Source organism: Polaribacter sp. Q13 (genome assembly GCF_016858305.2).
Taxonomy (GTDB): domain Bacteria; phylum Bacteroidota; class Bacteroidia; order Flavobacteriales; family Flavobacteriaceae; genus Polaribacter.
Window position 1 is genome coordinate 650,285 of the sequence record NZ_CP074436.1, and the last position, 14,249, is coordinate 664,533.

Here is a 14,249-nt window from a genome sequence, read left to right on the forward strand (position 1 = left end):
ATTATTGCACTAATGTTACATATCTAACTCAAAAGTTTGACGTAATTTATCTATAAGAGGGTTTATTTCTCTCATTTTCTTATACTTTTCTTGAGGTGTGTAAGCAAACTTTTTTTCTACAGCTTCATTAAGATTCACAAGAATATCAATTCCGTAATTGTTTAATCTTTCTCTTAAAAAGTTTAATAAATTAGGTCTTCCTTTTCTAAATTGATCTTCCATTAATTTATTAGGCACAGAAAAAGAAATTTTATAGTTTTCACCTAATTGAGGAGTGTCTGTACCCACAATAGAAGCCATGCTTCGTTCTCCTTTTTTTATCAATAAGGCAACATACTCTTTCCAAAGATTTTGCAATGCTTCTTGGGTAAAAAAGTCTTTCGGGTGATTGTCAAAGTTTTCTTCTTCAACCGCTTTTTTTACAACCTTTTTCTCATGAATACTTTTTAAAGATAAAGAAGAAGCACGCCTACCAACAGATTTTAAAATAGGTTTTATCCTAGGTTTTGGCGTTTCAACTTTTACGGGTTGCACAATAATAGGTTTTTTTTCAACCGGTTTTGCAATTTCTTTTACAGCCGGCGAAAGTGCTTGGAAAAAAGTAGCAGGAATTATGTAGTTAGCTGACTTTTTTTTTTCTCCATCAAAAGTGATAGAGGCAATTTGCATAATGGTTAATTCTACCAGCAGTCGCTGATTTTTACTGGCTCTATAATTCAAATCACACTGATTTGCTTTCTCTATAGATTGCATTAAAAACGGAATACTTGCTTTGGTGGCTTGCTCTAAATATTTCTTTTTTGCTGCATCACCCACTTCTAACAACTCTAAAGTAGCTTTGTCTTTGGCAACTAATAAATCTCTAAAATGACTTGCCAATCCGTTTATAAAATGATGTCCTTCAAAACCTTTCCCTAAGATTACATTAAATGCATTTAATACTTGCGGTATTTTATTTGCTAGCATTAAATCTGTCATATTAAAATACGTTTCGTAATCTAATACATTTAAGTTTTCGGTAACCGCTTCACGCGTTAAATTGGTTCCAGAAAAACTAACAACTCTATCAAAAATAGACAAAGCATCACGCATTGCGCCATCCGCTTTTTGAGCGATAATATGCAAAGCATCATCTTCTGCGGTAATATTTTCTTTTTCGCAAATTACTTTTAGGTAATTTTTAGCGTCTAAAACACCAATTCTTTTGAAATCGAAAATTTGACAACGAGATAAAATCGTCGGAATAATTTTATGTTTTTCTGTAGTTGCTAAAATAAAAATAGCATGTGCAGGTGGTTCTTCTAACGTCTTTAAAAAAGCATTAAAAGCTGCCTGAGATAACATGTGTACCTCATCTATAATATATACTTTGTATTTTCCGGTTTGTGGCGGAATACGAACTTGGTCTGTTAAACTTCTAATATCATCTACAGAATTGTTAGAAGCAGCATCCAATTCAAAAATATTGAAAGCAAAATCTTCGTCTGCAGAAACTTCCGCATCTTGTTGATTGATATTTTTAGCCAATATTCTAGCACAAGAAGTTTTACCAACTCCACGAGGACCTGTAAACAACAAGGCTTGGGCTAAATGGTTGTTTTTTATAGCCTTTTCTAACGTGTTTGTAATGGCTTGTTGCCCAACAACATCCGCAAAAACTTGTGGACGATATTTACGCGCAGAAACTATAAAATGCTCCATGTATATTAGGTTGTATAAAGTTAAAGTCTTTTTAAGTGTTTCTAAAATCTACATAGAATTTTATTAAAAGCAGCAAATTTTTTGCTTCACTTAACAAGACGGGTTTAATTTGTGACTAATTATTGAACAAAAATAGGGGTATCAGGTATTTTTTACAAGATATTTTCTTAATAAAAAGCTAAAGTTGTAAACAACGTGTAAATTTTGTACCTTTAAATCGACTACTTAAGTAATTTAAAAATAATTTTGATTCCCCTCAAATGGGATTGAATGTTTCCAAGGAAATCCTAAAGATATAACCCCTTGGAATTTTTTTAATTAAAAGTTCGGAAAATTGTACTTAAAATAGACCAACTGTTTTAGTGCAATTTTCTTTTTAACCCTAATACTTAATGTAAAATGAATATCTTAAAGTCTATTACCGTTGTAAGTTTTTCTCTATTATTAATCTCTTGTTTTGGTTTTACTGATAAAAAACAAACGCAATCGGAAACAAAAGCAACCTATGTTGCCAATGAAAATACCAAAGTGGCTTATTTTGCAAGTGGCTGTTTTTGGTGTGTAGAAGCTGTTTTTGAAAGTGTAAGTGGAGTAGAAGAAGCGGTTTCTGGGTATGCTGGCGGACATACTTTAAACCCAACTTATAAAAGTATTGGAACCGGAAAAACAGGGCATGCAGAAACAGTTGCTGTGTATTACAACCCAAAAATAGTTTCTTTTGAAACCCTAGTAACCGTGTTTTTTGGTTCTCAAGATCCAACAACAGAAAATGGGCAATATCCAGATTACGGCACACAATACAGATCTATTGCTTTTTATAAAACCGATGCAGAAAAGGCTATTATAGAAAAAATGATTGCAAAATTAAATGCAGAAGTATACCAAGGTAAAATTGCAACCGAAGTTACCAAACTTAATAAGTTTTATGAAGCCGAAGAGTATCACCAAGATTTTGAACGTAGAAACCCAAATCAAGGGTATGTGAAAGCAGTTTCTGTGCCTAGATTGAATAAGTTTAAAAAGAGGTTTCCGGAGTTGTTGAAGAAATAAAATATTTCTAAAAGCTAAAAGTGGCTTTCTAAAAGAGACTAAAGTAAGAATCTGAAAATAAATTCAGATTAAAAAAATCTCGATCTAATAATAGGAGGTATGCTTCCGAAATAAATATTTTATATTTCTAGGCAAGTCTCTGTGAATTATACTCTTGACTATCGATCTGTGATTAAACTCGGTATAAGGTATTTACGTCTGTATGCGAAAACGTTTTACCATAAATGTCTAAAAGCGTTTCTTGTGTGTAGCTTAATTTGTTATCTATAACGGTAAATGTTCTTTTAAAAGATAAAGTTTTTGCTTTTTTTAGCATAAAAGGAGATTGTACAATTCCCCATTTGGTATCATTTTCTAAGACAGCAACACTTAATTTTAATTCGTTGTTTACTTCCGTAGCTTCTCCTCCTGCAAGCACAGAAACACCTCTTGTAATAGAAAAAGAATTCATAATGGTATGTTCGTTTTTATCCCAAATCCAATAACCAGTTTCACTGTGAGATACTTTGTTATTTGCTTTTTCTCTCACAATTTGATGGTATCTAACCGAAACCAATTCTTGTTCTTCTGCATTCTCAATTTCTAAATCTACAGGTTCTATGGTTAAAACCTCGTAATACGGGTTATTTTCATCTTCGTCTGGTTTCGGAGCAAGATCTATACCTTCTGCACCTTTCCAAACACCAATTAATTTTACCAAAGGATTTTCTATAACTGCACTCATTTTATATTGTTTTTTTTCTGTTGAAACTTGATAACAAATTTCGGTTTTTAACTTGTAAAATTCTCCTTTTTTATGGAAGGATTTTGGTGAATGTTATCATGGTTTTTATTATTCTTTTTTATATTTCTCTCCTTTTTCCCAAGCATCTGCTATACCTTTATAATTTGGGAATTCTTTGGGTAAATCATTAGTCCAATTTTCGATGAATTTAGGGTTATTACTATTAGGTCTTGGATTGGCATTATTCATTCTTGCCTGCACAGGAGTTCTAACTGCGTCCCCCATAATTACAACATGCTGTTGCGGTAAAATTGGTAATTGTTGTAAAATATCCTCATTAGCAGCAGAAACTAATTGTCTAACATATTTTTGGTCTTCTGGATTTTGCAGTCTGTGAATAATAAAAGAGTTACATTGTGATAATACTGTTTTTGATAATTCTGAAGGTCGTTGACTAGAAACAAGTAAGGAAATACCATATTTTCTACCTTCTCTTGCAATTCGTTCAAATACTTTTTTAGCTATTGATTCTCTTTCACCACGATTTTTTTCAGGAATATAATTTTGTGCTTCTTCAAGAGCAATAACCATTGGTAATTTACCTCGATCACTTTCAGGCAAACGAGAAGTAAAGTCCAAAATAAGCCTTCCAATTAAACCTGTAATCGTTTCTAAAACCTCAAAAGGTAATAAAGACATATCAATTATAGTTATCTGACTAGATTTGGCTTCTTGTAACTTTTCTATACCAGTTTTTCCTAAGTTAGATTTGTAGTATTCAGTAAATAAATCTGTGTCTGCAGTGTTATATACTTTACAGAAATCACCTAAAATAAATGAGATGAATTTTGCTAATGCACTTGTAATTTCTTCTGTTTCATTTAAAAGTAGTGGTTTTGAAATTCTTTCATCACTTAAGTATGATTGCAATCTCAACCTAAGAGTTGAAACGAATTCTCTTAATCTATTGCCGGAATTTTCTTGTTCACTAATTGCTTCATCAAAAAAACTTTCTAGTAAATCATGAAAATTGAAATAAATAGGTAAATCAATATTACGTTCTTTAGTTACTTCAACCTTTCTAGCTGAAGAATAATATAAAGAGAGTTCAGTTTTTAAGATTTTTGCACTTTCTGTTAAAACAGCAGCGCTAATATTACCTTTTAGATAATCATTTTTTGTTTTAGTTATTTTTGGTTTCTCTTTCATCAGATTTCTAAGTGAATCCAATATTTTAGTTTTATCAAAATCGATATCTAATTCAACCAACTCTTTACCAAAATCTTCTAAACCTTCATAAATCGTATTAATTATTTTAAAATCATTGGTAACACATTCGTTAATAATTATTTCTAATTTTGATATATAGGCTTGTGGTATTAGTTTTTGACTAATTGAAACCGTTTGGTTTTTTGCTAACCCTAACGCATGTTTCAAAACAGGAGCTTGTGTACCTGAAGTCGGTTCAAAGAGGTAATCAAAATCAGCAAAATTCATAAACCAAAAAGGAACTTTCATTCCATCTTTATCAATATGAAATGGATTAACTAATTCCAGGTTCTTATATGGGGTTTGTTTTGTTCCTTGAAAAGCTTGTTTATATTCTCCGTTTGTGTCAAATATTATGATGTGAGCATTTTTTAATTGTTTTCCGTTGTAATTAAAATCAAACATGCTTTGAATTATAGAAGCAAACGTGCAAGATTTTCCTGAACCTGTATTTCCCAATATTGCAGCATGTTTACCAAAAAACTTATCAGGATTAATTTTTATTTTATAATCTGAAAACGAAGGAGAAGTACCAATAGGTAAGTAATAGTCATCATCAAAATTGATTTCTTTTGAGTCTTCCTTTTTCTTTTGGTCAAAAATATTATCTAGGTCTTGACTTGTTACATACCAAACAGGATTATCAAGAATAGGATAATTGTAAACTCCTTGAATATATTTTCCACTATTTTCAATTGTTCCAATCATTGTTGCTACCAAATATCTTGCGGATTTTGTTAAGAATATAGCCTCCTTATTTTTTCCGATTTCAGTTTCATCTATAGATTTAACACTTGTAACCATAGCTACAATTTTATCAGAGCCAATTGGAATAATTACATAAGAATTAATTCTAGCAACTTCAAAGATATCTTCATAACCACTTTTATAAAGACTTTTTAAATCATCATCAAGACGAATATAAGCTCTAAAACTATCAACAGAAATTACTTTTCCAATACTTCTTTCACTCATTATTCTTTGTCTTTAGTTGGTTCAACTTTAGAAGTATTTGTTCTCAACAATTCATTTAATGTATTTGCAACTTTTTCGTTATTGTCAATATTATTGAAATTTGGCATTAATGTATCTGAAAAAGTTAAGAAGTCTCCAAAAAATTCACCTTCTAATATGATTATTCTTGGGTCATTAAGATCTTTTAATTTTTTGATATATTCATTTTGTGTACCTTGAAAATCTACTACAATAAGAGTGAAGGTTGGGTTTGATAAAGCCTGATAAATAATATCATTGAAATGGTCGTCACCAAAGGAGTAGCCAACTGTAAGTAAAACCGATTGAGATTGAGTTATAGTTGAGGCAAACTGTCTAAAAAGTTCTGAGTAAGGCAAGTCAAGAGTATATGATTTTTTAACAGCAGAAGGATAGATTATTATTTCCCCTTTTTTCTTTAGGGAATCTATTAATTCTAAAGGTTTTTCTTCAATTCCATAAAGATTATTAGCATCTCTATATTCTGAATTAACCCAAGATAATGATCCATGCAATTTATAATATTTTACTACTTTTTCTATTCTTTGTATTTTTCCAGAAGTAGTAGATCCTGGATAAAAAATGTCATATTCAAATGTTTCTGGCTTAAAGTATCTTTTATGAAATCCAGAAAAACCATCGATATAATGAACACCAAGCTTATCAAAAGCATATTCAAAAGCTAAATCATAGTTTGCAGTAAAGATATTTGCTCGTCTTAGATTTAATGGTCTTTGCAATAAAGCCTTAAGAAACATTTCATGATAGTAGTATTTATTTTTTAATGCATTTTTAAATGACTTTTTCTTATCTCTTTTAATTATTTTTCTAAGTTCAGATGTGGGTATTTTTCTTTTGTCAACATCACAAACTAAAAATAACCCCTCTTTTATAGCGGTAATTAGTTCTGAAATTTTATCTGTTCTAATCTGACTTTTATCTAAAGAAAGTACAAAATCTTTAGCTATTAAATAATTCAAAACCTTTTCATATTCAATAGCTATTTCATTAGATTCTAAATCACGTACTATATCAGATTCTATTTTAAATTTCCATTTTCTTTTATCTTCAAAAGTTTGAGTTCCAGAAATTAGATTATCTTTTCCTTCTTTTAAAAAATCAGCTTGTAGTTCTTTAATAACAGAAAGTAGACATTCATATGTATCATCAATTAAATCAAACTCTTCTTTAATATAATTTTCTACTTCTATTGGGAAATTACGAATAGCTACTGCACCTAAATGAATTGAAGTACCTGAACCAAAAAGAAAACTAACATTATCTAGCTCAAGATAATTTTTGAGCATTAATTTAATTTTGTCAATAATTATCCCTTTATCTAAATCTTCTTCTATCCAATCGGATAATTTATCTGTGTTTCCAAAGAAAATTTTATTATTTGTTGGTTCAAAATGTGTCATTCAATTTTATTTTTATTTAGCAATTATTTTTTATAGGATACAATAAAAAATAGTCAGAACTATGTTAGACCTATTTTAAAGAGTAGTTTTAATTAAATATCTAACTTTATCATTCGTGTTTCAAACCTTAAATTTCCAATAAAAAAACCAATAAAGTTTACGGTTTCCCGCAATGTTATCAACTATATGTTTTTATATATTAACATCATCAAAATTTGTCATTTCTATCTATAGAATAAATCCTATAAAGTAACTTCTATTATAGTTTATTTAATCGTTAAAAATACCTGTCTAAAACAAAAAGAAGCCTCACATTTCTGTAAGGCTTCTTATAATATATTCTTAGAAGTAAAGTCTATTCTTTGGCTGCAGGTATTGCAACGCCTAAGTTTTTTAAGACCAATTCTGTAATGTCAAATTTATTATCTATGTAAGCAAATTCGTTACCAGTAATAGTTAAAACCTGTGTGTATCCATTGGCTTTAGACACAGTAGCAATAGCTTCACTTAATTTTGTGTACAATGGTCGCATTAACTCATTTTGCTTTAATTGCATTAGCTTGTTTCCATTTTGTTGATATTTTTTAATATCATCTTCCATGGTAGTCAATTCTTTAATATCTGCTTGTTTTGCTAATTCACCCAATGTTTTTTCATTATTTTTAAAAGCTTCTACTTTTGCTTGATAACTTTTTACTTTAATGCTAAAAGAAGAATCTAATTTTGCTCCGTAATTTTGAGATCTTTCGGATACAATTTTGGTTTCTGGCATTAGACTAATAATGTATTCGCTATCCACGGTTCCTACTTTAGATTGTGCAATAGAAATGGTGCTTAATAGTGCAATAGCAATAAATATAATTTTTGATTTCATGTATTTTTATTTTTGTGTAACAAAGATATAAAAGCGATTGAATTACAAAAGTTTTTACAGTTTTGAAATGTTAATTTTATCAGAAACTTTGGCAATAATAGTATTTATGTCCGTTTGATAATCAAACCATAAGGTGTTTTCATCCCTTTTAAACCAAGTACCTTGTCGCTTTGCAAATCTTCTAGTGTTTTTCTTAATTTCGGAAATAGCAAACTCTTTGGTAAAATCGCCATCAAAATAAGAGAACAATTCTCTATAACCAACGGTTTGCAGTGCGTTTAAATTTTTATGTTGGTATAATGCTTTAGCTTCTTCTAACAAGCCATTTTCCATCATAATATCTACACGCATATTTATACGATTATAAATAATTTCTCTATCGGCATCTAATCCTATTTTTATAGACGTAAAATTTCTAGGAGCTTTGGGTTTGTTTTTAAAAGTAGAGTAGGGAATGCCAGAACCAATACAAACCTCTAAGGCTCTCATCACCCGTTTAGGGTTTTGTAATTCAATAACATTATAGGTTTCTGGGTCTAATTCTTTTAACTGTTCTTGCAAAACTGTTACACCTTCTTTTTCTAATTTTAGCGTTAAATCTTCTCTTATTTTAGGGTCTACTTCCGGAAAATAATCCAATCCTTTTAAAACAGCATCTACATACAAACCAGAGCCACCTACCATAATCTGAATTGGGTTTTCTTTAAAAAGATCGTCTAATTTTGCAAGGGTATCTCTTTCAAAAGAGCCCACATTATAATCTTCAAAAATACTTCTGTTTTGTATAAAATGGTGTTTTGCTGCTGCCAATTCATCTGCATCTGGCACAGCGGTTCCAATAGTCATTTCTTTGTAAAACTGTCTAGAATCACAAGAAATAATAGCACTCTTAAAATGATTTGCCAATTGAATGCTTAAAGCGGTTTTACCAATTGCAGTTGGACCAACAATGGTAATTAAAAAATTATTAGAAGTCATTTAGTTTAATTTACTACCACAATTATAACAAAATTCTGCGCCATCTTTATGGTTTCCTTTTGTACAATTAGGGCAAACTTGCGTGTTTGTTTGTACGTTATTATCTGTAGTTTTAGCCATTTCTGCACTTACAATTCCTGTAGGAATGGCAATAATACCATAACCTAATATCATAACAATGCTTGCAATAAACTGACCAAAAGGAGTGTGAGGTGCAATGTCTCCGTAACCAACAGTGGTTAGTGTAACAATTGCCCAATAGACACTTCTAGGTATGCTTGTAAATCCATTTTCTGCACCTTCTACCATATACATTACAGTACCTAAAATAACACAAAGTATGACAACAAAAAATAAGAAAACAGAAATTTTTGCTTTGCTCATTTTTAAGGCAATTAATAGTTTATTAGAAGCGCCAATATATCTTGCAAGTTTTAATATTCTAAAAATTCTTAACAAACGCAAAGCTCTTAAAGCTGCCAAATGATGAGAACCTATAAAGAATAAGGACAGATATTTGGGTATGGTAGAAAGTAAATCTATAATACCGTAAAAGCTAAATATATATTTTAAAGGCCTTTTTATAGAAATAATTCTTAGGATATATTCAATAGAAAAAAGGATGGTAATAATCCATTCAGAAATATTTAAATAGACATGATACTTGGCATCAAAGCTTTCTACACTTTCTAGCATTACCAAAAGAATACTCGTTAGAATAGCAATTAATAAGACAACATCAAATAATTTACCTGCTTTGGTGTCTGCTTCATAAATAATTTCATGAAGACGATGTTTCCAAGAAGTATTTTTATAGTTATTCTTCAATTTTTATATAAATTTCTTTTACTGTATAGTTTTTCACAGGCCTTTACGTCCTTTTGTTGAAATTGATAATTAATAGCTCTAAATTCATAAAATGTATCTGTGGCGAATCTAAAGAAGTATATTTAAAAATAAAGCTTTATAAATACTTAAAAAAGAGAAACATTGATTCTACAAATACGATTGGATTAAGAAAAAGTAATAGAATACAAATAGTTGCCTTGTTTTATAATTTACGATTTAGAAGTATTTGAATTACAATCTAATAATTTTCTGAACTTTATTTTTATTCATATAGTTCTTAATAATATTTTTTGCTTGAATTTTATCTTCAATAGGTGTTAAAACCGTTTTTAAAATATCTAACTTGGTTTCTTGATTGCTTAAATTTGTATATCCAAAACCAAAAACCTCATTGTTTTCTATTAATATAATGGCATTTTCTTCTATTTCTCTTCCCTTTTCAATGATAATAAAGTCTTCATTATTAAAGTCTTGAGTAATAAATTTTGGTTTCTTTTTAAAGTTAAATTTAGGTGATAAAACTTCTAATTCTATGGCATATTTTAGGCGTGTGAAAAGTTCATTCCCTGTTTTGTCAAAAGAGATAGATTGTGCTCTTTCTTGAATTTTAACAGCTCTTCTTGTTACTTTTAAAAAAAGGTTATTTACTTCTGCTTTTATATTTTTCCCTTTTCCTATAAAGATAACTTTCCCTTCTTTATCATGAATGTAAAAAATACCTTGTATGGTTGGAATTTCTTCTATTAATTTTCGTAATTTTTGTTTCTGATCTCTTCTATCAAAATATTTTATAGAACTTTGTATAATGGTTTTACTAGTATCTTTTGCTAGCAATAATTTAAATAATTGTACTGTTGCCAAAGCGTCTCCAGAAGCTCTGTGTCTATCTGTAATAGGTATTCCTAAAGACTTTGTAAGTTTGCCTAAGCTATAAGAGGGTTGGCCTAAAATTAATTGCTGACTTAATTCTACCGTACATAAGGTGTTTCTATTAAAATCATATCCCAATCTATCAAATTCTGTACTTAAAATTCTATAATCGAAAGTGGTATTATGAGCTACTAAAATACAATCTGAAGTAATTTCTATAATTCTTTTGGCAACTTCATAGAATTTGGGAGCGTTTCTGAGCATTTTATTATTAATACCCGTAAGTTTTACCACAAATTCTTGAATTGGTTTCTCTGGGTTTACGAGGCTAATAAACTGGTCTACTGTAGTATGTCCGTCAAATTTATAAATAGCAATTTCTGTGATGCCTTCTTCATTAAATTTTCCTCCGGTGGTTTCAATATCTAAAATTGCGTACAAAGTCTTTTTCTTTAAGGATAAAATTAAGCATTATAATTTCTTTGACCAAATATAGCGCTACCAACTCTTACCATATTGCTTCCGTTTTCTATAGCAAGCATATAATCTCCGCTCATTCCCATAGATAAAGTTTCTAGTGTACAGTTTTCAGTTGTAGTTTTCAATTTGTGTGCGTCGAAGAAGGTTTTTAGTGAAGAGAATTCTTCTTTCAACTGTAGCTTATTGTCTGTAAACGTGGCCATTCCCATAAAACCAGTAATTTTTATATTCTTTAATTCAGCGAATGCTTCTGATGCTAAAATGGTATCAATTTCATTAAAAGAAAAACCAAATTTAGTTTCTTCTTTGGCTATTTTTACTTGTAATAAACAGTTGATAACTTTATCATGTTTTTTTGCTTGCTTGTTGATTTCCTTTAAAGTAGAAAATTTATCAACACCATGAATTAAATTTACAAAAGGAGCCATGTACTTTACCTTATTACTTTGTAAATGACCAATCATGTGCCATTGAATGTCTTTGGGTAAAGCATCATATTTGTCTACCATTTCCTGAATTTTGTTCTCTCCAAAAATACGCTGACCAGCATCATATGCTGCTTGTAAGTCTTCTATAGGTTTGGTTTTAGAAACGGCAACCAGGGTTACATTTTCTGGAAGGGTTTGTTTTACTTTTAATAGGTTTTCTTTAATCATGTTTAAGTTTGTTATTACACAGAGATTCGCAAAGTTTCACAGAGAAACACAGAGTTTAATTTTTTAAAACAGTTCTTTACAAATGTTTTAAGAAAAATATTTTACAGACTATTTCTTTGCGCTCTTAGCGATAAAACTTTGCGAACTTTGCGTTTCTATATTAAAGTAAAGATCACGGTTTTTTTACCTATTATCTTTTACCTTTATTCTAATTTTTTAACAAAGCAATAATCTGATTTGCTAATTCTACGCCAATTCTGTCTTGTGCTTCTTTAGTGGCCGCACCAATATGTGGAGTTAAAGAAATTTCTGGATTCATTAATAATTGTACTGCCGGTGTTGGTTCTGTTTCAAAAACATCTAAACCTGCAAATTGTACTTTACCACTTTCTATAGCCTTTACTAAGTCTACTTCATGTAAAACGCCACCTCTTGCTGTGTTTATAATACCTACACCATCTTTCATTTTTTCAATTTCTGATGCAGAAATAATATAATCTTCTTGTTCTGGTGTGTGTAAAGTAATAAAGTCTGACTCTTTTAAAAGTTCTTCTTTATCTACTGTATCAATAATAATAGTAGTTTTTTGTCCGTTAAAAAACTCTAAAGTTATCGGAGCGCTTGTTACTTCATCATCTGTAGCTAAAACGTTCATTCCTATTCCGATAGCAATTTTAGCAACTTCTTGTCCGATACGTCCAAAACCGATAATACCAATGGTTTTTCCTCTTAATTCAATTCCTTCAGAATACGCTTTTTTCAATTCCTTAAAACGAGAATCTCCTTCTAAAGGCATTTCTCGGTTAGAAGAATGTAAAAAACGAGCCATACCAAAAAGATGTGCAAAAACCAATTCTGCCACAGAACTAGAAGAAGCTTCTGGCGTATTAATTACTTGTAAACCGTTGTCTTCTGCATATTCTACATCAATATTATCTAAGCCAACACCACCACGACCAATTAATTTTAAACTAGGGCAAGCTTCTATTAATTCTTGTCTAACTTGTGTTGCACTTCTTACTAAAATTGCATCAATATTGTTTTCATTGATATAATTTTCTAACTGATTTTGTGCTACTTTTATGTCTAGTACTTCAAATCCTCCTTTTTCTAAAGCAGCTATTCCGCTTTTAGAAATTCCATCGTTTGCTAATATTTTCATTCTAATTTCTTGTTGAATCGTGTATTTGTTTAACTGTTTAATTATTACTCAACAGTGAGAGTTCCTTCCCTTTGGGAAGGTTAGGATGGGCTCAGGCTTTTCATTACATCTACCAAAACTTGCACGCTATATAAAGGCAATGCATTGTACATACTAGCTCTATAGCCACCAACACTTCTATGACCATTTATACCGCTAATACCAGCTTCTTTACATAAGGTATCAAATTTTTCTTTTAAAGAATCATCTGTTAAAGTAAAAGTAGCATTCATGGTACTTCTATCTTCTTTAGCTACTATTCCTTTAAATAAAGGGTTTCTGTCTATTTCTGCATATAAAAGAGCCGCCTTTTTATTGTTTACTTCTTCAATAAAAGGAATTCCGCCTAAATCTTTTAACCATTGTAAAGTTAACATAGAAACATAGATTGCAAATACAGAAGGTGTATTAAACATACTATCTTTATCAATATGAATTTGATAGTTTAACATAGAAGGAATATGTCTTTCTACTTTACCTAAAATATCTTCTTTAATAATAACTAAAGTTGTACCTGCTGGACCCATATTTTTCTGAGCACCTGCATAAATAAGATCAAATTTTTCAAAATCTAACTGACGAGAAAAAATATCTGAACTCATATCACAAACCAAAGAAACATTCGTTTCCGGAAAAGCTTTCATCTGCGTACCTGCCACTGTATTGTTACTTGTACAGTGAAAATAATCTGCATCTGCTGGAATGGTATATCCTTTAGGAATATAGTTGTAACCTTTGTCTTTAGAAGATGCAACTTCTACAACTTCTCCAAAAGCTTTTGCTTCCTTTTGAGCTTTATCTGCCCAAGTACCAGTGTTTAAATAAGCTGCTTTTTTATCTAATAAATTGTAAGCAACCATTAAAAACTCTAAACTAGCACCACCTTGTAAAAACAATGCTTGGTAGCCTTTATTTTCTAATCCTAACAACTCTAAAGCTAAAGAACGTGCCTTTTCAATTACTTCTACAAAAGGCTTACTTCTGTGAGAAATTTCTATTAATGATAAATTATCATCATTAAAATTTAAGATTGCTTCTGATGCTTTTTGCAACACTTCTTGCGGTAAAATACAAGGACCTGCACTAAAATTATGTTTTTTCACTTGAATAAAATTAAGTTTAACTACTTTTATTATAATAATTTAAGTCAGCAAATAAGCCAACGTTAATTTGTTTTTAAAAT

The 14,249-nt window shown here is 30.2% G+C and carries 12 protein-coding genes; 1 reads left to right on the forward strand and 11 read right to left on the reverse strand.

All coding sequences use genetic code 11. The annotated features are described in order from the left end of the window. Window positions 1-15: 15 nt before the first annotated feature. The gene (gene dnaX / locus JOP69_RS02475) at window positions 16-1,701 is read right to left on the reverse strand and encodes a DNA polymerase III subunit gamma/tau (protein WP_203393021.1); all 1,686 of its coding nucleotides are present in this window, start codon (window positions 1,699-1,701) and stop codon (window positions 16-18) included. Window positions 1,702-2,100: 399 nt separating this feature from the next. Here dnaX and msrA point away from each other — a divergent pair, with 399 nt between their 5' ends. Beyond that, window positions 2,101-2,751 (forward strand): peptide-methionine (S)-S-oxide reductase MsrA, encoded by a 651-nt coding sequence (gene msrA / locus JOP69_RS02480; protein WP_203393020.1) that lies wholly within the window; start codon window positions 2,101-2,103, stop codon window positions 2,749-2,751. Window positions 2,752-2,923: 172 nt separating this feature from the next. Here msrA and JOP69_RS02485 read toward each other — a convergent pair whose 3' ends face one another. From JOP69_RS02485 to serC, 10 genes are all read right to left on the reverse strand, one after another. Continuing rightward, window positions 2,924-3,475, reverse strand: coding sequence for a heme-binding beta-barrel domain-containing protein (locus tag JOP69_RS02485; RefSeq protein ID WP_203393019.1), 552 nt, complete (start codon window positions 3,473-3,475; stop codon window positions 2,924-2,926). Between the two features lie 108 nt (window positions 3,476-3,583). Continuing rightward, window positions 3,584-5,719 carry an ATP-binding protein gene (locus JOP69_RS02490; RefSeq protein ID WP_203393018.1) on the reverse strand — a complete coding sequence of 712 codons (2,136 nt, stop codon included), beginning with the start codon at window positions 5,717-5,719 and terminating at the stop codon, window positions 3,584-3,586. Then, the gene (locus JOP69_RS02495) at window positions 5,719-7,158 is read right to left on the reverse strand and encodes an SIR2 family protein (RefSeq protein WP_203393017.1); all 1,440 of its coding nucleotides are present in this window, start codon (window positions 7,156-7,158) and stop codon (window positions 5,719-5,721) included. Before JOP69_RS02495 ends, JOP69_RS02490 begins: the two co-directional genes overlap by 1 nt. A gap of 355 nt (window positions 7,159-7,513) precedes the next feature. Further along, window positions 7,514-8,032 carry an OmpH family outer membrane protein gene (locus JOP69_RS02500; RefSeq protein WP_203393016.1) on the reverse strand — a complete coding sequence of 173 codons (519 nt, stop codon included), beginning with the start codon at window positions 8,030-8,032 and terminating at the stop codon, window positions 7,514-7,516. A gap of 54 nt (window positions 8,033-8,086) precedes the next feature. Beyond that, window positions 8,087-9,010, reverse strand: coding sequence for a tRNA (adenosine(37)-N6)-dimethylallyltransferase MiaA (miaA, locus tag JOP69_RS02505; protein ID WP_203393015.1), 924 nt, complete (start codon window positions 9,008-9,010; stop codon window positions 8,087-8,089). Then, a complete protein-coding gene (locus JOP69_RS02510; protein ID WP_203393014.1) occupies window positions 9,011-9,838 on the reverse strand; it encodes an ion transporter in 828 nt (275 codons plus the stop codon). It lies immediately after the preceding gene. Between the two features lie 252 nt (window positions 9,839-10,090). Further along, a complete protein-coding gene (locus tag JOP69_RS02515) occupies window positions 10,091-11,170 on the reverse strand; it encodes an exonuclease domain-containing protein (RefSeq protein WP_203393013.1) in 1,080 nt (359 codons plus the stop codon). A gap of 23 nt (window positions 11,171-11,193) precedes the next feature. Then, complete coding sequence (locus tag JOP69_RS02520; protein WP_203393012.1) at window positions 11,194-11,865, reverse strand: YggS family pyridoxal phosphate-dependent enzyme; 672 nt, start codon at window positions 11,863-11,865, stop codon at window positions 11,194-11,196. A gap of 208 nt (window positions 11,866-12,073) precedes the next feature. Next, on the reverse strand, window positions 12,074-13,027 hold the full coding sequence (locus tag JOP69_RS02525) for a D-2-hydroxyacid dehydrogenase (RefSeq protein ID WP_203393011.1): 954 nt from the start codon (window positions 13,025-13,027) through the stop codon (window positions 12,074-12,076). Window positions 13,028-13,107: 80 nt separating this feature from the next. Continuing rightward, the gene (gene serC, locus JOP69_RS02530) at window positions 13,108-14,169 is read right to left on the reverse strand and encodes a 3-phosphoserine/phosphohydroxythreonine transaminase (protein WP_203393010.1); all 1,062 of its coding nucleotides are present in this window, start codon (window positions 14,167-14,169) and stop codon (window positions 13,108-13,110) included. Window positions 14,170-14,249 lie beyond the last annotated feature (80 nt).